Annotated in this window: 22 protein-coding genes; 16 read left to right on the forward strand and 6 right to left on the reverse strand. The window is 64.3% G+C overall.

Going from position 1 to position 23,668, the window contains the following annotated elements; all coding sequences use genetic code 11:
• Window positions 1-18: 18 nt before the first annotated feature.
• Window positions 19-3,459, reverse strand: coding sequence for a transcription-repair coupling factor (gene mfd, locus TQ98_RS09450; protein WP_044875078.1), 3,441 nt, complete (start codon window positions 3,457-3,459; stop codon window positions 19-21).
• A 137-nt stretch (window positions 3,460-3,596) separates the two neighbouring features.
• On the opposite strand from mfd, the gene TQ98_RS09455 reads away from it, so the two are divergent.
• The 4 genes from TQ98_RS09455 to sthA all read left to right on the forward strand — a co-directional run bounded on the left by TQ98_RS09455 (window position 3,597) and on the right by sthA (window position 9,324).
• The gene (locus TQ98_RS09455; RefSeq protein WP_044875079.1) at window positions 3,597-5,063 is read left to right on the forward strand and encodes a glyceraldehyde-3-phosphate dehydrogenase; all 1,467 of its coding nucleotides are present in this window, start codon (window positions 3,597-3,599) and stop codon (window positions 5,061-5,063) included.
• Window positions 5,064-5,156: 93 nt separating this feature from the next.
• On the forward strand, window positions 5,157-6,557 hold the full coding sequence (locus TQ98_RS09460) for an amino acid permease (RefSeq protein WP_044875080.1): 1,401 nt from the start codon (window positions 5,157-5,159) through the stop codon (window positions 6,555-6,557).
• A gap of 204 nt (window positions 6,558-6,761) precedes the next feature.
• Complete coding sequence (locus tag TQ98_RS09465) at window positions 6,762-7,673, forward strand: FAD:protein FMN transferase (RefSeq protein ID WP_242443193.1); 912 nt, start codon at window positions 6,762-6,764, stop codon at window positions 7,671-7,673.
• Between the two features lie 256 nt (window positions 7,674-7,929).
• Window positions 7,930-9,324, forward strand: coding sequence for a Si-specific NAD(P)(+) transhydrogenase (sthA, locus tag TQ98_RS09470; protein WP_103102927.1), 1,395 nt, complete (start codon window positions 7,930-7,932; stop codon window positions 9,322-9,324).
• A gap of 191 nt (window positions 9,325-9,515) precedes the next feature.
• Here the strand turns inward: sthA and TQ98_RS09475 are convergent, their stop codons facing one another.
• The 3 genes from TQ98_RS09475 to TQ98_RS09485 are packed head-to-tail and all read right to left on the reverse strand — an operon-like array spanning window position 9,516 to window position 11,122.
• The gene (locus TQ98_RS09475) at window positions 9,516-10,238 is read right to left on the reverse strand and encodes a glycerophosphodiester phosphodiesterase (RefSeq protein WP_044875083.1); all 723 of its coding nucleotides are present in this window, start codon (window positions 10,236-10,238) and stop codon (window positions 9,516-9,518) included.
• Between the two features lie 2 nt (window positions 10,239-10,240).
• Window positions 10,241-10,528 (reverse strand): hypothetical protein, encoded by a 288-nt coding sequence (locus TQ98_RS09480; protein ID WP_044875084.1) that lies wholly within the window; start codon window positions 10,526-10,528, stop codon window positions 10,241-10,243.
• Window positions 10,529-10,537: 9 nt separating this feature from the next.
• Window positions 10,538-11,122 carry a PilZ domain-containing protein gene (locus tag TQ98_RS09485; protein WP_044875474.1) on the reverse strand — a complete coding sequence of 195 codons (585 nt, stop codon included), beginning with the start codon at window positions 11,120-11,122 and terminating at the stop codon, window positions 10,538-10,540.
• Window positions 11,123-11,289: 167 nt separating this feature from the next.
• Here TQ98_RS09485 and TQ98_RS09490 point away from each other — a divergent pair, with 167 nt between their 5' ends.
• From TQ98_RS09490 to TQ98_RS09500, 3 genes are read left to right on the forward strand one after another with little or no spacing between them, the layout of a single operon-like run.
• Complete coding sequence (locus TQ98_RS09490) at window positions 11,290-12,540, forward strand: lipoprotein-releasing ABC transporter permease subunit (RefSeq protein ID WP_044875085.1); 1,251 nt, start codon at window positions 11,290-11,292, stop codon at window positions 12,538-12,540.
• On the forward strand, window positions 12,533-13,216 hold the full coding sequence (gene lolD, locus TQ98_RS09495) for a lipoprotein-releasing ABC transporter ATP-binding protein LolD (RefSeq protein ID WP_044875086.1): 684 nt from the start codon (window positions 12,533-12,535) through the stop codon (window positions 13,214-13,216). The genes TQ98_RS09490 and lolD overlap by 8 nt, the downstream gene beginning before the upstream one ends.
• 1 nt (window position 13,217) lies before the next feature.
• On the forward strand, window positions 13,218-14,462 hold the full coding sequence (locus TQ98_RS09500) for a lipoprotein-releasing ABC transporter permease subunit (RefSeq protein ID WP_044875087.1): 1,245 nt from the start codon (window positions 13,218-13,220) through the stop codon (window positions 14,460-14,462).
• A 48-nt stretch (window positions 14,463-14,510) separates the two neighbouring features.
• On the opposite strand, the gene TQ98_RS09505 is transcribed toward TQ98_RS09500, so the two are convergent.
• Window positions 14,511-15,038, reverse strand: coding sequence for a DUF2062 domain-containing protein (locus TQ98_RS09505; RefSeq protein WP_044875088.1), 528 nt, complete (start codon window positions 15,036-15,038; stop codon window positions 14,511-14,513).
• Between the two features lie 173 nt (window positions 15,039-15,211).
• On the opposite strand from TQ98_RS09505, the gene TQ98_RS09510 reads away from it, so the two are divergent.
• The 8 genes from TQ98_RS09510 (at window position 15,212) to murB (ending at window position 22,056) form a co-directional block, all read left to right on the forward strand.
• A complete protein-coding gene (locus TQ98_RS09510; protein WP_044875475.1) occupies window positions 15,212-17,437 on the forward strand; it encodes a DNA internalization-related competence protein ComEC/Rec2 in 2,226 nt (741 codons plus the stop codon).
• 72 nt (window positions 17,438-17,509) lie between these two features.
• Window positions 17,510-18,145, forward strand: a complete 636-nt coding sequence (locus TQ98_RS09515; protein WP_044875089.1) for a MotA/TolQ/ExbB proton channel family protein — start codon at window positions 17,510-17,512, stop codon at window positions 18,143-18,145.
• Window positions 18,142-18,588 (forward strand): biopolymer transporter ExbD, encoded by a 447-nt coding sequence (locus TQ98_RS09520; RefSeq protein ID WP_044875090.1) that lies wholly within the window; start codon window positions 18,142-18,144, stop codon window positions 18,586-18,588. The genes TQ98_RS09515 and TQ98_RS09520 overlap by 4 nt, the downstream gene beginning before the upstream one ends.
• A complete protein-coding gene (lpxK, locus tag TQ98_RS09525) occupies window positions 18,588-19,592 on the forward strand; it encodes a tetraacyldisaccharide 4'-kinase (RefSeq protein WP_044875091.1) in 1,005 nt (334 codons plus the stop codon). Before TQ98_RS09520 ends, lpxK begins: the two co-directional genes overlap by 1 nt.
• A gap of 37 nt (window positions 19,593-19,629) precedes the next feature.
• On the forward strand, window positions 19,630-19,815 hold the full coding sequence (locus TQ98_RS09530) for a Trm112 family protein (protein ID WP_044875092.1): 186 nt from the start codon (window positions 19,630-19,632) through the stop codon (window positions 19,813-19,815).
• Window positions 19,812-20,576 carry a 3-deoxy-manno-octulosonate cytidylyltransferase gene (gene kdsB, locus TQ98_RS09535; protein WP_044875093.1) on the forward strand — a complete coding sequence of 255 codons (765 nt, stop codon included), beginning with the start codon at window positions 19,812-19,814 and terminating at the stop codon, window positions 20,574-20,576. Before TQ98_RS09530 ends, kdsB begins: the two co-directional genes overlap by 4 nt.
• Window positions 20,576-21,040 carry a low molecular weight protein-tyrosine-phosphatase gene (locus tag TQ98_RS09540; protein WP_044875094.1) on the forward strand — a complete coding sequence of 155 codons (465 nt, stop codon included), beginning with the start codon at window positions 20,576-20,578 and terminating at the stop codon, window positions 21,038-21,040. Before kdsB ends, TQ98_RS09540 begins: the two co-directional genes overlap by 1 nt.
• On the forward strand, window positions 21,037-22,056 hold the full coding sequence (murB, locus tag TQ98_RS09545; RefSeq protein WP_044875095.1) for a UDP-N-acetylmuramate dehydrogenase: 1,020 nt from the start codon (window positions 21,037-21,039) through the stop codon (window positions 22,054-22,056). Before TQ98_RS09540 ends, murB begins: the two co-directional genes overlap by 4 nt.
• A gap of 132 nt (window positions 22,057-22,188) precedes the next feature.
• On the opposite strand, the gene TQ98_RS09550 is transcribed toward murB, so the two are convergent.
• A complete protein-coding gene (locus tag TQ98_RS09550; RefSeq protein ID WP_044875096.1) occupies window positions 22,189-22,470 on the reverse strand; it encodes a pyrimidine/purine nucleoside phosphorylase in 282 nt (93 codons plus the stop codon).
• 370 nt (window positions 22,471-22,840) lie between these two features.
• Between TQ98_RS09550 and TQ98_RS09555 the strand changes: the two genes are divergently transcribed.
• Entirely contained in the window at window positions 22,841-23,635 is a 795-nt protein-coding gene (locus TQ98_RS09555) for a transporter substrate-binding domain-containing protein (protein WP_103102929.1), read from the forward strand.
• The last annotated feature ends 33 nt before the right edge of the window (window positions 23,636-23,668 follow it).

Consider the following 23,668-nt stretch of genomic DNA (forward strand, 5'->3'; position numbering starts at 1 on the left):
GGGCAATCATTCCGCAGACTACTGCGGGGTCAGGCGTTCGAACAGGGCTTCAAGGGTATTGAAGCGTTCTTCCGGGCGCTCCATGGGCACCTGGAATTTGAACAGGGTGGCGCCTTCGAACTTGTAGCGCTTGGGCTGGCCCTGGATCAGCTTGATCAGTACCAGCGGGTCGACGCAGGTGTCGGCGGCGAATTCGATACGGCCACCTTGCGGGCCCGCGTCGACTTTCTTGATCCCGAGCTTCTCCGCCTGCAGCTTGAGCAGGGTCAGGCGCACCAGGTGCTTGCTGGGCTCGGGCAGCAGGCCGAAGCGGTCGATCATCTCCACCTGCAATTCTTTCAGGCCGTCCTCGTCGGTCGCCGACGCAATGCGCTTGTAGAGGATCAGGCGCGCATGCACGTCCGGCAGATAATCCTCGGGGATCAGCGCCGGCACCCGCAGGTTGATTTCCGGCCCGCCACCAAGGGGCTGCTCGAGGTTGGGCTGCTCGCCCTTGCGGATGGCTTTCACTGCCCGTTCGAGCATTTCCATATAGAGGGTGAAGCCGACGGCCTGGATCTGGCCGCTCTGGCCTTCCCCCAGCAATTCGCCGGCGCCACGGATTTCCAGGTCGTGGGTGGCGAGGACAAAGCCTGCGCCGAGGTCTTGGGCGTTGGCGATGGCTTCCAGTCGCTTCTCGGCGTCCGGAGTCATCTGCTTGCGCGGTGGCGTCAGCAGGTAGGCGTAGGCCTGGTGGTGGCTGCGACCCACGCGGCCGCGTAGCTGGTGCAACTGGGCCAGGCCGAACTTGTCGGCACGCTCGATCACGATGGTGTTGGCGCTGGGCACGTCAATACCGGTTTCGATGATGGTGGAGGCCACCAGCACGTTGAAGCGCTTGTGGTAGAAGTCACTCATCACCTGTTCGAGTTCGCGTTCGCGCATCTGTCCGTGGCCGACGGCGATGCGCGCCTCCGGCACCAGTTCGGCCAGCTCGGCGGCGCATTTCTCGATGGTCGCCACTTCGTTATGCAGGTAGTAGACCTGGCCGCCGCGCAGCAGCTCGCGGAGCAGGGCTTCCTTGATGGCGGTCTTCTGCCGCTCCATGACGAAGGTGCGTACCGACAGGCGGCGCGCCGGCGGCGTGGCGATGATGGACAGGTCGCGCATGCCCGCGACGGCCATGTTCAGGGTCCTCGGGATGGGCGTGGCGGTGAGCGTGAGGATGTCCACCTCGCTGCGCAGGGACTTCAGCTGTTCCTTCTGGCGCACGCCGAAGCGATGTTCCTCGTCGATGATGGCCAGGCCCAGGTTCTTGAAGCGCACGTCATCCTGCAGCAGCTTGTGGGTGCCGATGATGATGTCGATCTTGCCTTCGGCCAGCTGCTGCGCCGCGCCTTCCACTTCCTTGGCCGACTTGAAGCGGCTCATCACTTCCACGGTTACCGGCCAGTCGGCGAAGCGGTCGCGGAAGCTGTTGTAGTGCTGCTGGGCGAGCAGGGTGGTCGGCACCAGTACGGCCACCTGCTTGCCGCTGTGCACCGCGACGAAGGCGGCGCGCATGGCGACTTCGGTCTTGCCGAAGCCGACGTCGCCGCACACCAGGCGGTCCATGGGCTTGGGCGTCAGCATGTCGGCCACAACGGCTTCGATGGCGGCCTGCTGGTCCGGGGTCTCCTCGAACGGGAAGCCGGCGGAGAAGGTGGCGTAATCGGCCTTGGGGTCCTTGAATGCATAGCCTTCGCGGGCGGCGCGGCGGGCATAGACGTCCAACAGTTCGGCGGCGACGTCGCGGACCTGCTCGGCGGCCTTGCGCTTGGCCTTCTGCCAGGTTTCCGAGCCCAGGCGGTGCAGCGGCGCGAGGGCGTCGTCGCTGCCGGTGTAGCGGGCGATCAGATGCAGGCTGGCCACCGGCACGTAGAGCTTGGCTTCCTCGGCGTATTGGAGGGCGAGGAATTCGGCGGCCTGGCCGTCGATTTCCAGGGTGATCAGTCCCAGGTAGCGGCCGACGCCGTGGTCGATGTGCACCACGGGCGCGCCTTCGCGCAGTTCGGCGAGGTTCTTGATCACGTTGTCGCCGGCATCGCCACGGCGCTCGCGGCGGCGGCGCTGCATCACGCGCTGGCCGAACAGCGGGCTCTCGGCGATCAGCGCCAGTCCCGGGTCATCCAGCAGCAGGCCCTCATCCAGAGGCGCGATGGTGATGGCCAGGCGCTCGCTGCTGGCGATGAACGCCGGCCAGCCCTCGACTTCCTGCGGGCGCAGCTTGAGGCGCGCGAGCATTTCCAGCAGCACTTCGCGGCGGCCAGCGGATTCGGCGCTGAACAGCACGCGGCCGGGGAACTCCTCGATGAATCGGCGCAGCGCGGCCAGGGGCTCGGTGGCCTTGGCCTGGATGGCCAGGTCCGGCAGGGCGCGGGCGGAGAAGCGCTCACGGCCCACGCCGGTTTCGATGTCTTCCTGGCTCAGCACCAGGCGGGGCGAGCCCTTGAGGCGGGCAAAGCAATCCTCAACCGGCAGGAACAGTTCGGCGGGCGGCACCAGCGGCCGCTCGGGGTCGATTCGGCGCTCCTCATAGCGGTTGCGCACATCGGTCCAGAACTGCTCGGCGGCCTGCTCGATGCCCGGCAGGGAAAACACCTGGGTATCCGCTGGCAGGTAGTCGAAGAGGGTGGCGCTCTCCTCGAAGAACAGCGGCAGGTAGTACTCGATGCCGGCCGGGGTGATGCCGCTGGCCAGGTCCTGGTAGATGGGACAGCGGCGGAAATCCACGTCGAAGCGTTCGCGGAAGCGGCCGCGGAAGTCGGTGACGGCCTTCTTGTCCAGCGGGAATTCGCGGGCCGGCAGCAGGCGGATGGACTCCACTTTCTCGATGGAGCGCTGGGTCTCCGGGTCGAAGGTGCGCAGGGTCTCGATCTCGTCATCGAACAGGTCGACGCGGTAGGGCAGGTCGCTGCCCATCGGGAAGAGGTCGATCAGGGCGCCGCGCACGGCGAACTCGCCATGTTCATAGACGGTGTCTACGCAGCGGTAGCCGGCCGCCTCCAGCCGCAGGCGCATCTGCTCGACGTCCAGCTTCTGGCCCACGTCCAGCACCAGGCTGGAACCCAGCAGGAAGCGGGTCGGCGCCAGGCGGTGCAGGGCGGTGGTGATGGGTACCACCAGCACGCCGCGCTTGACCTCGGGCAGTCGGTACAGCGTGTCGACGCGCTGGGAAATGATGTCCTGGTGCGGCGAGAAGAGGTCGTAGGGCAGGGTTTCCCAGTCAGGGAAGTGCAGGACGTCCAGGTCCGGGGCAAAGAAGCCGAGCTCCTGCTCCAGGCGTTCAGCGGTCTGGCTGTCGGCGGTGAGCAGCAGGGTGAATCGCTTGCCGGTGCTGGCGGCTTCGGCGATGGCCAGACTCAGGGCGGCACCGGGCAGATTGCCCCAATGCTGCTTGCCGGCGGCGGAGGGCAGGGGCGGGAGGCGCAATACGGACACGGGCAGTAGGGCTCCGGTCAGAAAAATGATCGGCGGATTGTAACTATCCCGACTAGCGGATGTCAGTGTTGAGGCCGCTGCTGATTGCCGGCGCCTGCGCGCGCCGTCATAATGTAGCCCCTTTTTTCATCCCCTACATGTGGAAGGTACTGCCCGTGACTCAGAAGCCCGACCAGTGTCTCGGTGAATGGATCGATCGTGAAGCCCTCGCGGAAGCCATGATTCCGATGATTGGCCAGCTGTATCGCAACAACAATGTTGTGACTTCGATCTATGGCCGTGGCCTGATCAACCGCTCCGTGATCGCCATCCTCAAGGCTCACCGTTTTGCTCGTCACCGCCTGGTAGACGAAGCCGAGCTTTCGGTTCACGAAACCTTCCCGATTCTCAAGGCCATGAGCGAGCTCAAGCTGGGCGCCGCTTCCGTGGACCTGGGCAAGATGGTTGCCAAGTTCAAGGCCGAAGGTAACGGCCGCAGCATCGAGCAGTTCACCAAGGACGAACTGGCCGATGTGGTCGGCAAGCAGAACGGCGCTGCCCGCGAAGGCACCGACGTCGTCCTGTACGGCTTCGGCCGTATCGGCCGCCTGCTGGCCCGCATCCTGATCGAGAAGACCGGTGGCGGCGACGGCCTGCGCCTGCGCGCCATCGTCGTCCGCAAGGGCGCCGAGAACGACCTGGTCAAGCGCGCCAGCCTGCTGCGTCGTGACTCCGTGCACGGTCCGTTCGATGGCACCATCGTCATCGACGAGGAAAACAACACCCTGACCGCCAACGGCAACCTGATCCAGGTGATCTACTCCAACGATCCGGCCTCGATCGACTACACCGCCTACGGCATCAAGAACGCCCTGCTGGTGGACAACACCGGCAAGTGGCGCGACGCCGAAGGCCTGGGCCAGCACCTGAAGTGCCCGGGTATCGATCGCGTGGTCCTGACCGCTCCTGGCAAGGGTGCCCTGAAGAACATCGTTCACGGCATCAACCACGGCGACATCACCGCCGACGACAAGATCATCTCCGCCGCTTCCTGCACCACCAACGCCATCGTGCCGGTGCTGAAGGCAGTCAATGATCAGTTCGGCATCGTCAACGGCCACGTCGAAACCGTTCACTCGTACACCAACGACCAGAACCTGATCGACAACTTCCACAAGGGCAGCCGTCGCGGCCGCAGCGCTCCGCTGAACATGGTGATCACCGAGACCGGTGCCGCCACCGCAGCCGCCAAGGCCCTGCCGGTACTGAAGGGCAGGCTGACCGGCAACGCGATCCGTGTTCCGACTCCGAACGTCTCCATGGCGATCCTGAACCTGAACCTGGAAAAGGCCACCTCCCGCGACGAGATCAACGAATACCTGCGCCAGGCGGCCATGCATTCGGATCTGCACAAGCAGATCGATTACGTCTCCTCCCAGGAAGTGGTGTCCTCCGACTTCGTCGGTTCCCGCCACGCCGGTGTGGTTGATGCCGAAGCCACCATCTGCAACGACAACCGCGTTGTTCTGTACGTCTGGTACGACAACGAGTTCGGTTACAGCTGCCAGGTGGTTCGTGTGATGGAAGAGATGGCTGGTGTAAACCCGCCGGCTTTCCCGCACTAAGTTGGTACCTGTGAAAAACGGGAGCTCTCGGGCTCCCGTTTTTCATTTTTGCGTCTGTAATCCGATAACAAGAACTGCTTGGGGACTACCCAGATGGAAGGACATCACCTTCACCAAGGGCCGCTCAAAAGGGGCCTGAAAAACCGCCACATCCAGCTTATCGCGCTGGGCGGCGCCATCGGTACCGGCCTGTTCCTGGGCTCGGCCGGGGTGCTCAAGTCGGCGGGACCGTCGATGATTCTCGGCTACGCCATTGCCGGCTTCTTTGCATTCCTGATCATGCGTCAGCTGGGCGAGATGATCGTCGAAGAACCGGTGGCCGGCTCTTTCAGCCATTTCGCGCACAAGTACTGGGGTGGCTACGCCGGCTTCCTCTCCGGCTGGAACTACTGGGTGCTCTATGTGCTGGTGGGTATGGCCGAGCTGACGGCGGTGGGCAAGTACATCCAGTTCTGGTGGCCGGATGTGCCGACCTGGGCCTCGGCAGCGGTCTTCTTCGTGGTGATCAACCTGATCAACCTGGCCAATGTGAAGGCCTTCGGTGAGGCGGAGTTCTGGTTCGCCCTGATCAAAGTGGTGGCCATCATCGGCATGATCGTCCTCGGCATCTACCTGTTGGTCAGCGGTACCGGCGGTCCCCAGGCCGCAGTGGACAACCTCTGGAGCCATGGTGGCTTCTTCCCCAACGGGCTCGAAGGCCTGGTGATGGTCCTGGCCATCATCATGTTCTCGTTCGGTGGTCTGGAGCTGGTGGGCATCACCGCCGCCGAGGCCAGCGAGCCGAAGAAGGTGATCCCCAAGGCCATCAACCAGGTGATCTACCGCATCCTGATCTTCTACATCGGCGCCCTCAGTGTGCTGCTGATGCTCTACCCGTGGGACAAGCTGCTGGAGACCCTGAACGCCGCCGGCGATCCCTACAGCGGCAGCCCCTTCGTGCAGATCTTCTCGCTGATCGGCAGCGACGTGGCCGCACACATTCTGAACTTCGTGGTGCTGACTGCAGCGCTCTCGGTCTACAACAGCGGCGTCTACGCCAACAGCCGGATGCTCTACGGCCTGGCCGAACAGGGCGATGCGCCCAAGGCGCTGATGAAGGTGGACGATCGCGGCGTGCCGGTGCTGGCTATCGGTCTCTCGGCCTTGGTCACGTTCCTCTGCGTGGTGGTCAACTATCTGGCGCCGCAGAAGGCGCTTGAGCTGCTGATGGCCCTGGTGGTGGCGGCCCTGGTGATCAACTGGGCGATGATCAGCCTGTCCCACCTGAAGTTCCGCAAGAGCATGGACGCCCAGGGTATCCAGCCGTTCTTCAAGGCGCTCTGGTATCCCCTCGGCAACTACCTGTGCCTGGCGTTCGTGGCGCTGATTCTCGGTGTCATGCTGATGATTCCGGGCATCAACGTGTCGGTCTACGCGATTCCGTTCTGGCTGGCGCTGATTGCCGTCTTCTATTTCCTGCGTAAACGCGGTGTCGGACGGGTGACTGCCCGATAACCAGCAGCACGAAAACGGGAGCCAAGCGCTCCCGTTTTTTCAGGTGGGCCAGCCGGCCCGATCAATTCTGAGGTCTGCGAACGTCCCATGTGTGGTCTGGCCGTGAACGGCGCCTTGCTGGCCAGGTGGCTTGTCCTGGTGCTTCCGGCGAGCCTGCTGCTGGCCGGTTGTGGCGATCGGCTGGAGCAATTCGGCGGCCCCACCATGGGCAGCCGCTATGAGGTGAAATACGTGCGCAGCGCTACGGGCCCCTCGGTTGAGCGGGTGCGCGCCGAAGTGGAGGACATCCTCGCGGAGATCGATCGGCAGATGTCCACCTACCGTGCCGACTCCGATGTGGCGCGATTCAACGCTCTCCCGGCCGGCAGTTGCATGGCACTGCCGGCGCCCATGCTGGAGCTGGTGACATTCGCCGGCGAGCTATCCAGGGACAGCGACGGCGCTTTCGACATGACGGTGGCGCCACTGCTCGATCTCTGGGGGTTCGGTCCGCAGTCTCGTGGGAATCAGGTTCCCAGCGCGGAAGCCATCGCCGCCACAAAGGCCGAGGTGGGCCACCAGCACCTGCGCATTCGCGGCCAGGAACTGTGCAAGGACGCCGCGGTGCAGTTGGACTTCAACAGCATTGCAGCCGGCTACGCGGTGGATCGGGTCGTGGCGCGCCTGGGCGAACTGGGCGTGGCAAGCGCGCTGGTGGAGATTACCGGTGAACTCAAGGCCATTGGCCGCAAGCCCGATGGCTCGCCTTGGCGCGTCGCCATCGAGGCGCCACGGGATGATCGGCAGGTGGCGCAGAAGATCATCCCGTTGGACGGACTGGGTGTCTCCACATCCGGCGACTATCGCAACTACTTTGAAGAGGGTGGCAAGCGTTACTCCCACACCCTCGATCCGAAGACGGGGGCGCCCATCAGTCACGCGCTGGCGGAGGTCACCGTGGTGGACGAATCGGCGCTGCGGGCGGACGGTCTTTCAACGCTGCTGCTGGTGCTGGGGCCGGACAGGGGATTGGCTTACGCGGAAAGTCACGGCCTCTCCGCCTTCTTCGTGAGCCGTGCGGGAGACGGCTTCGTTACCCGGGAAAGCCGCCGTTTCCGCGAGTTGTTCGAGCGCTGAAGGTGTCGCCGGCAAGCCCTTGTTCTCATTGTTGCCAGCTGGGAAACAGAGCAGGGCTACCATGTAGTGGAATCAACACTCGCCTACGACGCGACCAAGCGCTAATGTGCAGCGCCAAGCGGCTTGGCTAAGCTGCACGCCAGTTCAAGGTCCCGCGCGGGATCGCCGAAACAGGTTCCGAATTCCGCGGTTTCGGTAACCGCGGACCTAGCCGGGGGCGCCAGAAGGGCGCCCCGGCCCGTTATAAGGAGTAAGCATGGCTGTCTACAACTACGACGTAGTGGTGCTGGGTTCCGGCCCGGCGGGTGAAGGTGCGGCGATGAACGCCGCCAAGGCCGGGCGCAAGGTGGCGGTGGTGGACAACCGTCCTCTGGTCGGCGGCAACTGCACCCACTTGGGCACCATCCCGTCCAAGGCCCTGCGCCACTCGGTGCGGCAGATCATGCAGTACAACACCAACCCGCTGTTCCGCCAGATCGGCGAGCCGCGCTGGTTCTCTTTCCCCGATGTGCTGAAGAGCGCCGAGCGGGTGATCTCCAAGCAGGTGGCCTCGCGCACCGGCTTCTACGCACGCAACCGCGTCGATGTGTTCTTCGGCACCGCCAGCTTCCATGACGAGCAGACCGTGGAAGTGGTCTGCACCAGCGGTGTGGTGGAAAAACTGGTGGCCAAGCAGATCATCGTCGCCACCGGCTCGCGCCCCTATCGCCCGGCTGATGTCGACTTCCACCATCCGCGTATCTACGACAGCGACACCATCCTCAGCCTGACCCACACGCCGCGCCGCATCATCATCTACGGAGCCGGCGTCATCGGTTCCGAGTACGCCTCGATCTTCAGTGGCCTGGGCGTGCTGGTGGACCTGATCGACAACCGCGACCAGTTGCTCAGCTTCCTCGACGACGAAATCTCCGACGCCCTCAGCTACCACCTGCGCAACAACAACGTGCTGATCCGCCACAACGAGGAGTACGAGCGCATCGAGGGTCTGGAGAATGGGGTGATCCTGCACCTCAAGTCCGGCAAGAAGATCAAGGCCGACTGCCTGCTGTGGTGTAACGGCCGTACCGGCAACACCGACAAGCTGGGCCTGGAGAATATCGGCATCACGGTCAACAGCCGTGGCCAGATCAACGTCGACCAGTACTACCGCACCGAGGTCAGCAACATTTTCGCCGCTGGCGATGTGATCGGCTGGCCGAGTCTGGCCAGTGCGGCTGCTGACCAGGGCCGCTCCGCCGCTGGCAGCGCAGTGGAGAACGACAGCTGGCGCTTCGTCGATGACGTGCCGACCGGCATCTACACCATTCCGGAGATCAGCTCTATCGGTAAGACCGAGAAGGAACTGACCCAGGCGAAGATCCCCTACGAGGTGGGCAAGGCCTTCTTCAAGGGCATGGCCCGTGCGCAGATCTCCCACGAGCCGGTGGGCATGCTGAAAATCCTTTTCCACCGCGAAACCCTGGAAATCCTTGGCGTGCACTGCTTCGGCTACCAGGCCTCGGAAATCGTGCACATCGGCCAGGCGATCATGAACCAGAAGGGCGAGGCGAATACCATCAAGTACTTCGTCAACACCACTTTCAACTACCCGACCATGGCGGAAGCCTACCGGGTGGCGGCGTTCGACGGCCTCAACCGGCTTTTTTGAGCGGCACCGGCCGGGCGCCTGAACCGGCCGGGGAGGACCCTCTCGACGATCCGCGCACCTGGCGCTGGCCGAACCGGGAGAGCTTCTGATCAGGCGACGCCCAGAAGAAAGAACCGGCCCTTGTGGCCGGTTTTTCTTCTGGGGTCGTAGGCGGAAATCCATGCGCTGGATTTCCGCCGCCGGCGCGGGGGTCAGCGAAGACCGAGGGTCGTGCTGGCCAGGCCGGGGAAGTCGGTGATGATGCTGTCCACGCCGAAGTCCGCGAGCCGGCGCATCAGGGCAGGTTCGTTCACCGTCCACACCGAAACGTGCAGGCCTTCCTTCTGCGCCCGAATCAGGCGCTCAGGCGTGCACAGGGTCCAGTTCAGCGCCAGCAGGTTGCAGCCGTGGTGCTTGGCCACCTTCAGCGGGTCGAGCCACGCGTATTCCGCGACCAGGCCGCGGGAGAGCTTCGGTGCCAGCCGGTTCAGCGCCCGTAGCACTTCCCGCGAGCTTGAGGTGACGGTCACCTTGTCCACCAGTCCGTGACGCTCGACCAGTTCCTGGATGGCCAGCACGGTGCGCGCAGCCCGTACCCGCGAGGCGCTCTTCACTTCCAGTTGCCAGTGTTCGAAATTGCAGTGCTCGAACAGGGTGGCCAGGCGCGGAATGGGGCAGGGCTGGTGCCAGCCCGGGCCGCCCAGGCGGGCGTCATAGCTCACCAATTCTTCCGCATCGTGCTCCGCCACCTTGCCGCGCCGGCCAGTGGTGCGCTTAAGCGTGGAGTCGTGGATCACCATCAGCTCACCGTCGCGGGACAGGTGCAGGTCCAGCTCGCAACGCTTCACGTCATGTGACAGGCATTGGCGGAAGCTGGCCAGGGTGTTTTCCGGGCATTCGCCCTTGGCGCCTCGATGGCCGTAGATCAGGGTCACGTTTATTCCCTTGGTGCTCTGGGTTGGTGATGGCGGACGCTGTCGATGACTCGTCCGCTTTCGAAGTAAACCGAAAATTCGCGATAGTCCCAGCGGCTGATGGGGGGCTTGCCTACTGCCGGGAGTTCTTCATCGGGCAGGCCGAAGCGTTGCAGTACGGTGTGTTGGCTCTCGCCAAGGGCGGGCAGCGACAGGCTTGCATCGCCCTGTTCGCCGACGGGAATCTCTATGGTTTCAGCGCTGACGGGCAGCGCCAGAAGAAGGGTCAGCAGAAGGCCGGGGCGCGTCATGCAGGGGTCTCAGCTGGCAGGGGAAGAGCGTTCGCGGGCCAGGCGTCGCTGCTGGGCCTGCTTCTGCAAAATGTGTCGCGCCAGCAACTGGCGCTGGGCGTCGGTCAGGGCTTCGAACTCGGTGCCGATGTCGAACTGGCCATCCTCGCGAAGCTGGGTGTGAATGACCACGGCACGCAGCAGCAGGCCAAGGGCCTGGGGCATTAGCACCATCTTGATCGCCAGGTGGGTGCCCAGCTCGATGGGGTGAGGGCTGCTGAAGCCGATGCCGCCTTCGGACAAGATGACCTGGCGTGCCGGACCGATGTCCCGCAGCAGGCTCTGGGCGAGGGCCTGGCCCAGCAGGTCGATGCGCTTGTTGATGACTTTGAGATAGCTGGCCAGGGTCCGATCGCGCTCATGGATATGCCGCAGCAGATGCTGGGATTCGAAGTCCATCAGGTGCAGTTCGCTGAGCAGGCTGAACAGCTGGGAAGCGCTGTCCGCGCCGCTTTCATCAGCTGTTTCGCCCTGTTTCAGCGGGCGAAATTCCAGTGCGATCGTATCTTCGATGCGGTAGTATTCGCGGCGGTCATCCGCGTCTCGTGTCGACATGGCGAACCCATGGCAGCAGTGGTGGTCGAAGAGCTGTTCCGTATTTGCAAGTCCGTTTGCGTCGCCCAGGGCGCCGCGACAGATCACGAACAGAATTTGAGTGTAAACGCTGCTCGCCAGGCCCCGCCACAAGGACGTCTCTTCTTTCGCCAGCGAACTTCATTTCCATGTTCAGACCGCTGTCCCTGTACATAGGCGCCCGCTACACGCGCGCCAAGCGTCGCAACTACTTCGTCTCCTTCATTTCCCTGACTTCGATGATCGGCCTCGCCCTGGGCGTGCTGGTGATGATCGTGGTGCTTTCGGTCATGAACGGTTTCGACCATGAGATGCGCACCCGCGTGTTGGGCATGGTGCCCCATGCCACCGTGGAGTCCGCCGTGCCCATCAACGACTGGCGCAAGCTGGCCGAAGGCGTGACCCGCCATTCCGAAGTGAAGGCGGTGGCACCCTACACCCAGGTGCAGGGGCTCCTGACGGCGGACGGCAAGGTGCAGAAGGTGCTGGTCAATGCCGTCGACCCGCAGGAAGAGAGCAAGGTCTCCATCATCGGCGACTTCTTCCGCCAGGGCAGTCTGTCCGCGTTGAAGCCAGGCGAATTCGGCATCGTCATCGGCGATCGGGCCGCTACCAAGCTGGGCGTCGGCATCGGTGACAAGGTCACCTTCGTTCTGCCGGAAGTGGCGGTGACCCCGGCCGGGGTCTTCCCGCGCATGAAGCGCTTCACCGTCGTCGGGGTCTTCCACGTCGGGGCGGGTGAACTGGATGGCTATCTGGCCATTGCTAACCTGTCCGACGTGGCGCGCCTCAAGCGCTGGCAGCCGGACCAGGTGCAGGGCCTGCGCCTCAAGCTCAATGACCTGTTCCAGGCGCCCAAGGTGGCCTGGCAGATCGCCGGCGAGCTGAAGGGCGAGGACTTCTACGCCCGTGACTGGACCCGCACCCACGGCAACCTCTACCAGGCGATCAGGCTGGAGAAAAACATGATCGGCTTGCTGCTGCTGCTGATCGTGGCCGTCGCCGCCTTCAACATCATTTCCACCCTGGTGATGGTGGTGACCGACAAGCGCGGTGACATCGCCATCCTCCGCACCCTGGGTGCTACCCCCAGGCAGATCATGGGTATCTTCATGGTCCAGGGCACGGTGATCGGCGTCGTCGGCACCTTCATCGGCGGTGTGTTGGGCATCCTTGCCGCGCTCAACGTGAGTGGCGCCATCGCCCTGCTGGAGCGTCTGCTGGGGCACAAATTCCTCAATGCCGACGTTTACTTCATCGATTACCTGCCGTCCCAGTTGATGGCTGAAGACGTGGTGCTGGTCTGTTCGGCCGCGCTGGTCCTGAGTTTCTTCGCCACCCTTTATCCCGCCTGGCGTGCCGCACGCACCCAGCCAGCAGAGGCTTTGCGCTATGAGTAACAAGGCAGTCCTGAGTTGCCGCAACCTGGGCAAGAGCTACGACGAGGGCCCGCAGTCCGTCGAGGTGCTGTCCGGCGTGGAGCTGGAACTGCATCCGGGGGAGCGGGTAGCCATCGTGGGCAGCTCCGGCTCCGGCAAGAGCACCCTGCTGAACATGCTGGGCGGGCTGGATACCCCGAGCAAGGGGAGCGTCTGGCTGGCCGGCGAGGAGTTGTCCGCCCTCAACGAAACCAACCGTGGCTTGCTGCGCAACCGGGCACTGGGTTTCGTCTATCAGTTCCACCACCTGCTGCCGGAGTTCACCGCCCTGGAGAACGTCTGCATGCCGCTGCTGATCGGCCGTACCGCCATTGGCGAGGCGCGTCAGCGAGCCACTGCGCTGTTGGAGCGCGTGGGCCTGGGGCATCGTCTGTCCCACAAGCCGGCGGAGCTGTCCGGTGGTGAGCGTCAGCGCGTGGCCATTGCCCGCGCCCTGGTGAACCAGCCGGCGCTGGTGCTGCTGGACGAACCCACTGGCAACCTCGACCAGCACACCGCCCACGGCATCCAGGAGTTGATGCTGGAGCTCAGCCGCTCGCTGCGGACGGCTTTCCTGGTGGTGACCCACGACCTGCAGCTGGCCCACCAGATGGATCGGGTGCTGCGCCTGGAAGAAGGCCGACTGGTGGCTGCCTGAGATGTACAGACCTCTCCCGATCTTCATCGGCACGCGCTATACCCGCGCCAAGCGCCGTAACCATTTCATCTCCTTCATCTCGCTGACCTCGATGATCGGCCTCGCCCTGGGCGTGCTGGCCATGATCGTGGTGCTCTCGGTGATGAACGGCTTCCAGAAGGAAATGCGCTCGCGGATCCTCGGCATGGTGTCCCACGCCACCCTCAGCGCCGAGCAGCCGCTGGATGACTGGCGCCGCGTGGCCGATGCGGCCATGAAGCACCCTGAAGTGGTGGGGGCGGTGCCCTTTGCGGAGCTGGAGGGCATGCTCTCTTACCGGGGCACGATGCAGCCGGTGCAGATCAACGGCATTGACCCGAAGGAAGAGACCAAGGTCTCCATCATCGGCAAGCACATGGTGCAGGGGAAGCTGGAGGACCTGAAACCCAGTGAGTCCGGCATCGTCATCGGCGAGATCACCGCGCGGCGCTTCCGTCTCAACGTCGGCGACAAGCTGACCCTGATCGTGCCCGAGGTGAGCAGTGCGCCCGGCGGCATCACCCCGCGCATGCAGCGTCTCAATGTGGTGGGTGTGTTCAAAGTGGGCGCCGAACTGGACAGCTCCCTGGCGCTGATCAACATCGCCGATGCCTCCGCCATCCAGCGCCTGCAGGACGGCCAGGTTCAGAGCGTGCGCCTTGCCCTGAAGGACCTTTTCCTCGCGCCGGAAGTGTCGAAGCAGATTGTCGCCGAACTGGGGCAGGGCTACCGGGCGGATGACTGGACTCACACCCAGGGCAGCCTGTTCAGCGCCATGGAAATGGAAAAGACCATGATCGGCCTGCTGCTCCTGCTGATCGTGGCCGTCGCCGCTTTCAACATCATCGCCACGCTGATCATGGTCGTTGCCGACAAGCGCGCCGATATCGCCATCCTTCGCACCTTGGGCGCTACGCCCAGGCAGATCATGGCGGTGTTCATGGTTCAGGGCAGCGTGATCGGCGTGATCGGCACCCTGATCGGCACCGTCCTGGGGATTATCACCGCACTCAACGTCAGCACCTGGATCGCCACCCTGGAGCGCGTCAGCGGCCGGCAGATCTTCAGTTCCGACGTCTACTTCGTCAGCTACCTGCCGTCTGACCTGCAATTGGGCGACGTGGCTCTGATCTGCACCGCTGCCCTGGTGCTGAGCTTCCTCGCCACGCTGTATCCCGCCTGGCGCGCGGCCCAGACCCAGCCGGCCGAAGCCCTGCGCTACGAATGAGGCCCGCCCCGCAAACGAAAACGCCGCATCGAATGCGGCGTTTTCGTTTCAGCGGCTGACGTCCCGTCGGGCCTTCTGGCGCTTGCGCCAACTATGGCCGACCCACCAGCGCCAGTAGAGCATGGTCAGCATGTACGCGACCGCGCCAGTCAGGATGCCGCAGACAACGGAGCCTAGGAGAAACGGCTGCCAGAGGGTGGAAAGTTCCTGGGTGATCCACTCCCAGGTCAGTTCATCGGGTAGGGCGCGCGGAGAAATCTGCATGATCCACGCCCCCATCTTGTAGGTGCAGTAGAAGACCGGGGGCATGGTGATCGGGTTGGTCAGCCAGACCAGGCCGACGGAGATCGGCAGGTTGGCGCGGACCATGATGGCCAGGCCGGCGGCCAGCAGCATCTGCATGGGAATGGGAATAAAGGCAGCGAACAGGCCCATGGCCATGGCGCGGGCGACCGAATGGCGATTGAGGTGCCAAAGGTTGGGGTCGTGGATCAGGGTGCCGAGAAAACGCAGGGACTTGTGATCCCTGATGGTGTCCGGATTCGGCATGTAGCGTTTGAAGATGCGACGCGGCATGGGCGGTCTCTGGCGGACAAAAGCGCCGGGTATTATGCACACTCGAAAATGACACCGCCGGGACACTTTGTGTCGGCACATTAACAGGGGACAGCGTAGGCCGGGATGGCCGGCGAATCCTGCAAAACGGATTCGTGGCGGTTCCCGTCCCAGGGAAGGGGAACGCAATGCCCATGCTTTCGGGCCTGCTCGCGCTTGCCGCAGGCCTTCTTCTATTGCGCTGGATGCCCGCCTTACCGCCCGTCTGGTGGCTACATCTCCAGTTGATCCTCGGTTTGCTGCTACTGGTCGGGCGCGCCTGGCGCCTGGGATTCTTCCTGCTCGGACTTGGCTGGGCCTGCCTGAGCGCCCAGTGGGCACTGGACGATCGTCTCTCCCCGGAACTGGACGGCCAGGTCCGCTGGCTGGAGGGCAGGGTGGTCGGCCTGCCCGCCGCGGCCGATGGCGTGATCCGCTTCGAGCTGGAGGACGTGGAATCTTCCCGAGCCACGCTGCCGATGCGCTTGCGCCTGTCCTGGCTCGACGGGCCGCCCGTGCTGGCGGGCGAACGCTGGCGCCTGGCCGTCAGCCTCAAGCGCCCCCGTGGACTGGTCAATCCTGCCACGTTCGACTATGAGGCTTGGCTGCTGACGCGGCGCATTGGCGGAACGGGATCGGTGAAGGCGGGGGAAAGGCTGCAAGCATCGGCCGGGCCGGCCGCCTGGCGCGACAGCCTGCGCCAGAGCATCCTCGCGGTAGATGCCCAGGGCCGGGCGGGAGGGCTGGCTGCGCTGGTGCTGGGGGATGGCTCCGGACTGCAGGACAGCGATTGGCGTCTGCTGCAAGACACCGGTACCACCCACTTGATGGTGATTTCCGGCCAGCACATCACCCTGTTCGCGGGCGTGCTCTATGGCCTGGTGGCCGGACTGGCGCGCCTCGGCCTCTGGCCCCAACGTCTCCCCTGGCTGCCCTGGGCATGCGCCATGGCCTTCTCGGGCGGCTTGGGGTACGGAATCCTGGCGGGATTCGATGTGCCAGTCCAGCGCGCCTGCGTGATGCTCGCCGTGGTCCTGCTCTGGCGCCTGCGCTTCCGTCACCTGGGAGTGCTGACGCCGTTGCTCATCGCGCTCTGCGCGGTACTGCTGGCCGAGCCGCTGGTGGTGTTGCAGCCAGGCTTCTGGCTGTCGTTCGGCTCGGTCGTGTTGCTGGTGCTGGCATTCGCCGGTCGCCTGGGTGCCTGGCGATGGTGGCGAACCTGGTGGCGCGCCCAGTGGGTCATGGGGCTGGGCTTGGTACCGCTGCTGCTGGCGCTGGCCTTGCCCATCAGTCTGAGCGGTCCGTTGGCCAACCTGCTGGCGGTGCCCTGGATCAGTCTGGTGGTGCTGCCGTCGGCCTTGCTGGGAACCTTCCTGCTGCCGGTTCCCCTGGTGGGCGAGGGTTTGCTCTGGCTGGCCGGTGGGGCTTTGGGGCTGTTGTTCCAGGTCCTGGATTGGACTGCACAGCAGGTACCGGCCTGGATTCCGGCCCAGGTCCCGCTTTGGGCATGGCTGCTGAGTGCATTGGGCGTGCTCCTGCTGATCGCTCCCGCCGGCTTGCCCCTGCGCGCCCTCGGTTTTGCGCTGCTGTTGCCCATATTGTTCCCGCCCCTCGATCGCCCGGTACCTGGCCAGGCGGAAGTTCGCGTGCTGGACGTGGGGCAGGGCCTCTCGGTGCTGGTGCGTACGCGGAACCATGCATTGCTTTATGACGCGGGTCCGCGTCGGGGCGATTTCGATATCGGGGCGCGGGTGGTAGTGCCAACCCTGCGCGGATTGGGCGTGTCCCGACTCGATCTGATGCTGCTCAGCCATGCCGACAACGACCACGCCGGTGGAGCCCAGGCCGTCACAAAGGCGCTGGCGGTGGATCGCGTGCTCAGCGGCGAACCGGGCCGTCTGCCTGCCGAGTTGGCGGCGGAGCTGTGCTCGGCAGGGGAATCCTGGAACTGGGATGGCGTGGACTTTCTGGTCTGGCACCCGGCCCAGGCCGGAGACGGCAATGACAGTTCCTGCGTGTTGTCCGTCGAGGCAGGCGGTGAACGCATCCTCCTGTCCGGCGACCTGGGCGCGCGTGGCGAAGCCGCCTGGGTGGCCAGCGGCCAGCCCCTGTCCGCGCGCTGGCTGGTGGCGGGCCATCACGGCAGCCGAACCTCCTCGGCGAGCTTCTTTTTGCGTGCTGTGGCGCCGCAGAAGGTGGTGATTTCCCGAGGGCACCTGAATTCCTATGGGCACCCGCATCCGCTGGTCGTTTCGCGTCTCCAGGCGCTGCCAGCCGACATCCACGATACGGCGGAGGAGGGCGCCCTGCTGTTGCGCCTGGGGGCCCACGGTGAGCTGGAAGCCGAGCGAGAAAAGTCCGTGTTCTGGAGGGAAAAATGAGAACGGCGCCGGTCGGCGACAGCCTGACCCTATGCTAGAGTGGCGCCAATTTTCCGAAGGGGATTTCCTACCGTGTGGGAGTTGGTCAAAGCCGGTGGCTGGATGATGCTGCCGATCATTCTGTGTTCCATCGCTGCTACCGCGATCATTGCCGAACGTCTGTGGACCCTGCGTATCAGCCGGGTATCGCCACCACACCTGCTGGGTCAGGTCTGGCGCCAGATCAAGGACAAACAGCTGAACAGCCAGAAACTCAAGGATCTGCGCGCTTCCTCTCCCCTGGGTGAAGTGCTGGCCGCTGGCCTGGCCAACTCCAAGCATGGTCGCGAGATCATGAAGGAGTGCATCGAGGAAGCTGCCAGCCGGGTCATCCACGAACTGGAACGCTACCTCAACGCCCTTGGCACCATTGCCGCCATGGCTCCGCTACTGGGTCTGCTGGGCACCGTGTTCGGCATGATCGACATCTTCGGCGGCTTCATGGAAAACGGCATGGCCAACGCACCGGTGCTGGCCGGCGGTATCGCCAAGGCCCTGGTGACCACCGCTGCAGGCCTGATCGTGGCCATCCCGGCCGTGTTCTTCCATCGCTATCTGCTGCGCCGCGTCGACGAGTTGGTGGTGGCCATGGAGCAGGAGGCGATCAAGCTGGTGGAAGTGGTCCAGGGTGATCGCGAGGTCGACTTCGCAGAGGAAGCCAAAGCGTGAAGTTCCGTCGCCGGGCGGGCAATGTCGCCCGCGAAGAGGTGTTCCTCAACCTCACTTCGCTGATCGATGTGATCTTCGTGCTGCTGCTGTTCTTCGTGGTGACGACGACCTTCAGCAAGCCCAGCCAGCTGAAGATCGAGCTGCCTGAAGCGGTGAGCGGCACGCCGCCCGAGGAAACCCAGCTCAAGACCCTGGAACTGTCCATCGCCGCCGATGGCCAGTACTCGCTCAATGGCCAGGCCCTGGTGAAGAGCGACCTCGCCACCCTGATCGCCGCCATGGGGCGCGAGTCCGAGGGTGACAACAGCCTGCCGCTGGTGATCACTGCCGATGCCCGCACCACCCATCAGTCGGTGGTCACCGCCATGGACGCTGCCGGCAAGCTCGGTTTCAGCCACCTGCGCATGACCACCATCGAGTCCGAACCGGCCAAGAAGCCCTGATGGCCTTCTCCGACCGTCTGCTGAACGCCTGGTACCGGGGCCATCCGGCATTGGGCCTGCTGGCGCCGCTGGAATGGCTCTATCGCCGGGTGGCCGAGCGCAAGCGCGCCACCTTCCTGGCGGGGCAGGGCGGCAGCTACCGTTCGCCGGTGCCCCTGATCGTCGTCGGCAACATCACGGTCGGCGGCACGGGCAAGACGCCCATGATTCTCTGGCTCATCGAGCACTGCCGGGCGCGCGGATTGCGCGTCGGCGTGGTCAGCCGTGGCTATGGCGCCAAACCGCCGCAGTTGCCCTGGCGGGTACGCGCCGAGCAGGGCGCCGAACTCGCCGGCGACGAGCCGCTGCTGATCGTTCAGCGCAGTGGCGTGCCCCTGATGATCGACCCGGATCGTTCCCGCGCGGTACGCGAGTTGCTGGAGCAGGAAGACCTGGACCTGATCCTGAGCGATGACGGTCTGCAGCATTACCGAATGGGCCGCGATCTGGAGCTGGTGCTGATCGATGCTGCCCGAGGTCTGGGCAATCGCCGTTGTCTGCCAGCCGGCCCCTTGCGAGAGCCGCCGGAGCGCCTGGACTCCGTGGACGCGGTGCTGCGCAATGGCGCCGAAGCGGACTCCGCTGAAGGCTTCTCCTTCACGCTGCGGCCGAGTGTGCTGGTGAACCTGCAAAGCGGCGAGCACGTGGGGCTCGATCACTTTCCCCCGGAACAAGGCGTCCACGCCGTGGCCGGCATCGGCAACCCCCAGCGTTTCTTCAGGACCCTGGAGGCGCTAAACTGGCGCCCGATTCCGCACCCCTTCGCCGATCACGCTGTCTACAGTCCCGAGGCCCTGGCTTTTGCGCCTCCACTGCCAGTGCTGATGACCGAGAAGGATGCGGTGAAGTGCCGAGCCTTCGCGGCAGCCGACTGGTGGTACCTGGCGGTGGACGCCGCACCGTCGCCGGCCTTCGTCGCCTGGTTCGACGAGCAGCTGGCCCGCCTGCTGCCTGACCGCTTCTAACCCAAGCAGCCTGCGGGCTGCCCTCAAGGATTTCCCCATGGACCCGAAACTCCTCGACATCCTCGCCTGCCCCCTGTGCAAGGGCCCGCTGAAGCTGACCGATGACAAGAGCGAACTCATCTGCAAGGCCGACGCCCTGGCCTTCCCGGTACGCGATGGCATTCCGGTGATGCTGGAAGGTGAAGCCCGCAGCCTGAATGTCGACGAGCGGCTGGACAAATGACCCAGGCTTTCACCGTCGTCATTCCTGCCCGCTACGCCTCCACCCGACTGCCCGGCAAGCCGCTGCAGGACATCGCCGGCAAGCCGATGATCCAGCACGTCTGGGAGCAGGCGTGCCGCAGTGCCGCCCAGCGCGTAGTGGTGGCTACCGATGACGCGCGCATCGTCGAGGCTTGCCAGGCCTTCGGTGCCGAGGTCCTGCTGACGCGCGTGGACCACAATTCCGGCACCGACCGGCTGGCCGAAGTGGCTAGCCAGCTTGGTCTGCCGAGCGACGCCATCGTGGTCAATGTGCAGGGCGACGAACCGTTGATTCCGCCGGCGATCATCGATCAGGTGGCGGCCAATCTCGCGGCTCACCCGGAAGCGGGTATCGCCACCCTCGCCGAGCCGATCCACGACGTCCAGGCGCTGTTCAATCCCAACGTGGTGAAGGTGGCGGCCGACCTCAACGGACTGGCCCTGACCTTCAGCCGCGCGCCGCTGCCCTGGGCCCGCGATGCCTTTGCCTCCAGTCGCGACCAGTTGCCCGCCGACGTGCCTTACCGTCGCCACATCGGCATCTACGCCTACCGCGCCGGCTTCCTCCATGACTTCGTCGCCTGGGGCCCGTGCTGGCTGGAAAACACCGAATGCTTGGAGCAACTGCGGGCGCTCTGGCATGGCGTGCGCATCCACGTGGCTGATGCCCTGGAAGCGCCGCCCGCCGGAGTGGATACGCCGGAAGACCTGGAGCGCGTACGGCGCTTGCTGGGGGCTTGATGCGCGTTCTCTTCGTTTGCCTCGGCAACATCTGCCGTTCGCCGACCGCCGAAGGCGTGTTCCTGCACAAGCTGCGGGAAGCGGGCTTGGACGCGTTGGTGCAGGTGGATTCCGCGGGCACCGGTGACTGGCACGTGGGCAAGGCGCCGGATGCCCGCACCCGCGTTGCTGCCCAGCGTCGCGGCTATGACCTGTCCCAGCTGCGCGCACGGCAGGTAGCCGTCGAGGATTTCGGTCGCTTCGACCTGATCCTGGCGATGGATGAAAGCAATCTGGCCAACCTGCGCCGGCTGCGTCCTGCCGGTGCGGCGGCCGAACTGGACCTTTTCCTTCGTCGCTACCAACTGGCCCTGGATGAGGTGCCGGACCCGTACTACGGCGGTGAAGAGGGCTTCGAGGCAGTGCTTGACCTGGTAGAGCAGGCTTGCGATGCGCTGATCCTGGAAATAAGGGGGCGCCTGTGAGCCTGGTCCTGCACGAAAACCTGTCCCTCAAGCCCTACAACACCTTCGGCGTGGATGTGAAGGCCCGGCTGTTCGCGGCCGCCCATGACGATGCGGAAGTTCGTGAGGGCATTACCCTGGCTGCGGAGCGTGGTCTGCCATTGCTGGTGATCGGCGGCGGCAGCAACCTGCTGCTGACCGGAGACGTAAACGCCCTGGTATTGCGCATGGCCAGCCGGGGTATTCGCGTTCTGGCCGATGACGGCGTGAAGGTCCTGCTGGAGGCCGAGGCTGGCGAGCCCTGGCATCCCCTGGTGATCTGGACCCTGGAGCAGGGCCTGGGTGGTCTGGAAAACCTCAGTCTGATTCCCGGCACGGTGGGCGCTGCGCCCATGCAGAACATCGGCGCCTACGGCGTGGAGCTGAAGGATGTGTTCGCTGGACTGACTGCGCTGGACCGGGAAACCGGCGAGCTGCGGGAGTTCAGCCTCGAGGACTGCCAGTTCGCCTACCGCGACAGCCTGTTCAAGCGCGAGGCCGGCCGTTGGCTGATCCTTCGCGTGCGCTTCAACCTCAGCCGCCAGCCGGATCTGCGCCTGGACTACGGCCCGGTACGCCAGCATCTTCAGGAGGAGGGCATCACTGCGCCGACGGCGAAGGACGTCAGCCGAGCCATTTGCGCCATCCGCCGCGAGAAACTGCCGGACCCGATGGAGCTGGGCAATGCGGGCAGTTTCTTCAAGAATCCGTTGGTCAGCGCCGAGCAGGCCCAGCGTTTGCGCAGCGAACATGAAGACTTGGTGGCCTATCCGCAGGCAGACGGGCAGGTGAAGCTGGCCGCCGGCTGGCTGATCGATCGCGCCGGCTGGAAGGGCTTCCGCGATGGCGATGCCGGCGTACACCGCCTGCAGGCTCTGGTGCTGGTGAACTACGGCTCGGCCACTGGCAGCCAACTCCATGACCTCGCCCAGCGCATCCGTGCTGATATCGCCACACGCTTCGGCGTGGAGCTGGAGATGGAGCCGAACCTGATCTGAATCAGGGCCCCCGGTTGGTGGGCTGAAGCCCACCCTGCAGACTGGGACCGGCCTGGCGGATACGGCTCTGATTGCCACAACCAGCCACAAAAAAAGCCCCGCATCGCGGGGCTTTTTCGTGACGGCCGAACCTTAGCGGTATTCGCAGAGATAGGCGGTGTCCTGAGCGACTTTCAGCTGGAACTTGCTGTTGGCCGGAACGGTGAACTTGCTGCCGGCGGCGAAGGTTTCCCAGGCATCGCTGCCCGGCAGTTTCACGGTCAGGGCGCCGGCGATGACGTGCATCACTTCCAGCTGGCTGGTGCCGAATTCGTATTCACCGGCGGCCATCACGCCGATGGTGGCCGGACCCTCGGTCATGCCGAAGGCGATGGATTTGACGGTGCCGTCGAAGTATTCGTTGACCTTGAACATGCTGGGCTCCTGGATGGGGTCTGAAAGGGCCCGACAGTATGCCCAAGGCCGTTGCCAGCGTCACTATCGATCCGGTCCCGGAAGGTATTTGCGCGGCCTGGTGAACGCGAGGCTTTCCGGATATCACCTACCACGATTTCAGACCTTTCATACTCAACGGGAATAAATTTCCCATTGCATGTAACAGGCAGTAACAAGCCGATCCCTGGAGCACGGGCCTTTGGCTTGGCAACTTCGCTGACCTCATTGCGACACGGCGATCTCCGCCTCGGCTGCGGGATTGGCCTGTGTTTTGCCTACATGTATAGACAGGAGCGTGCAATTAAGTACCTGTACGTTCCAAAGCCTCCCTCAACAAGAAGAGATAACCATGAGAAAGATCCTGTCGATGCTTGTACTTTCGGGCTGCATGCTCACCGGGCTCTCGGCCCATGCCGGTGCCATTGATGATGCTGTCAAACGCGGTACGCTGCGGGTCGGCATGGACCCGACCTACATGCCCTTCGAGATGACCAACAAGCGCGGCGAGATCATCGGCTTCGAAGTCGACCTGCTGAAGGCCATGGCCAAGTCCATGGGCGTCAAGCTGGAGCTGGTGTCCACCAGCTACGACGGCATCATCCCGGCCTTGCTGACCGACAAGTTCGACATGATCGGTTCCGGCATGACCCTGACCCAGGAGCGCAACCTGCGCATCAACTTCTCCGAGCCCTTCATCGTGGTCGGCCAGACCCTGCTGGTCCGCAAGGAGCTGCAAGGCGAGATCAAGTCCTGCAAGGACCTGAACGATGCCAAGTACCGCATCACCTCGAAGATCGGCACCACCGGCGAAATGGTGGCCAAGAAGCTGATCTCCAAGGCCCAGTACCACGGCTTCGACAACGAGCAGGAAGCGGTGATGGACGTGGTCAACGGCAAGGCTGACGCCTTCATCTACGACGCCCCGTACAACGTGGTGGCGGTGAACAAGGCCGGCGCCGGCAAGCTGGCGTTCCTGGAAGAGCCCTTCACCTACGAGCCGCTGGCCTTCGGCCTGAAGAAGGCCGATTACGACAGCCTCAACTGGATCAACAACTACCTGCGCCAGGCCAAGGAAGACGGCAGCTACGCGCGCATCCATGCCAAGTGGTTCAAGAGCACGGACTGGCTCAAGGAAATGGAATAAGCGACACGTCGATCGACTGGGGCGGGTGAGCGG

The organism is Pseudomonas sp. LFM046 (genome assembly GCF_000949385.2).
Taxonomy (GTDB): domain Bacteria; phylum Pseudomonadota; class Gammaproteobacteria; order Pseudomonadales; family Pseudomonadaceae; genus Metapseudomonas.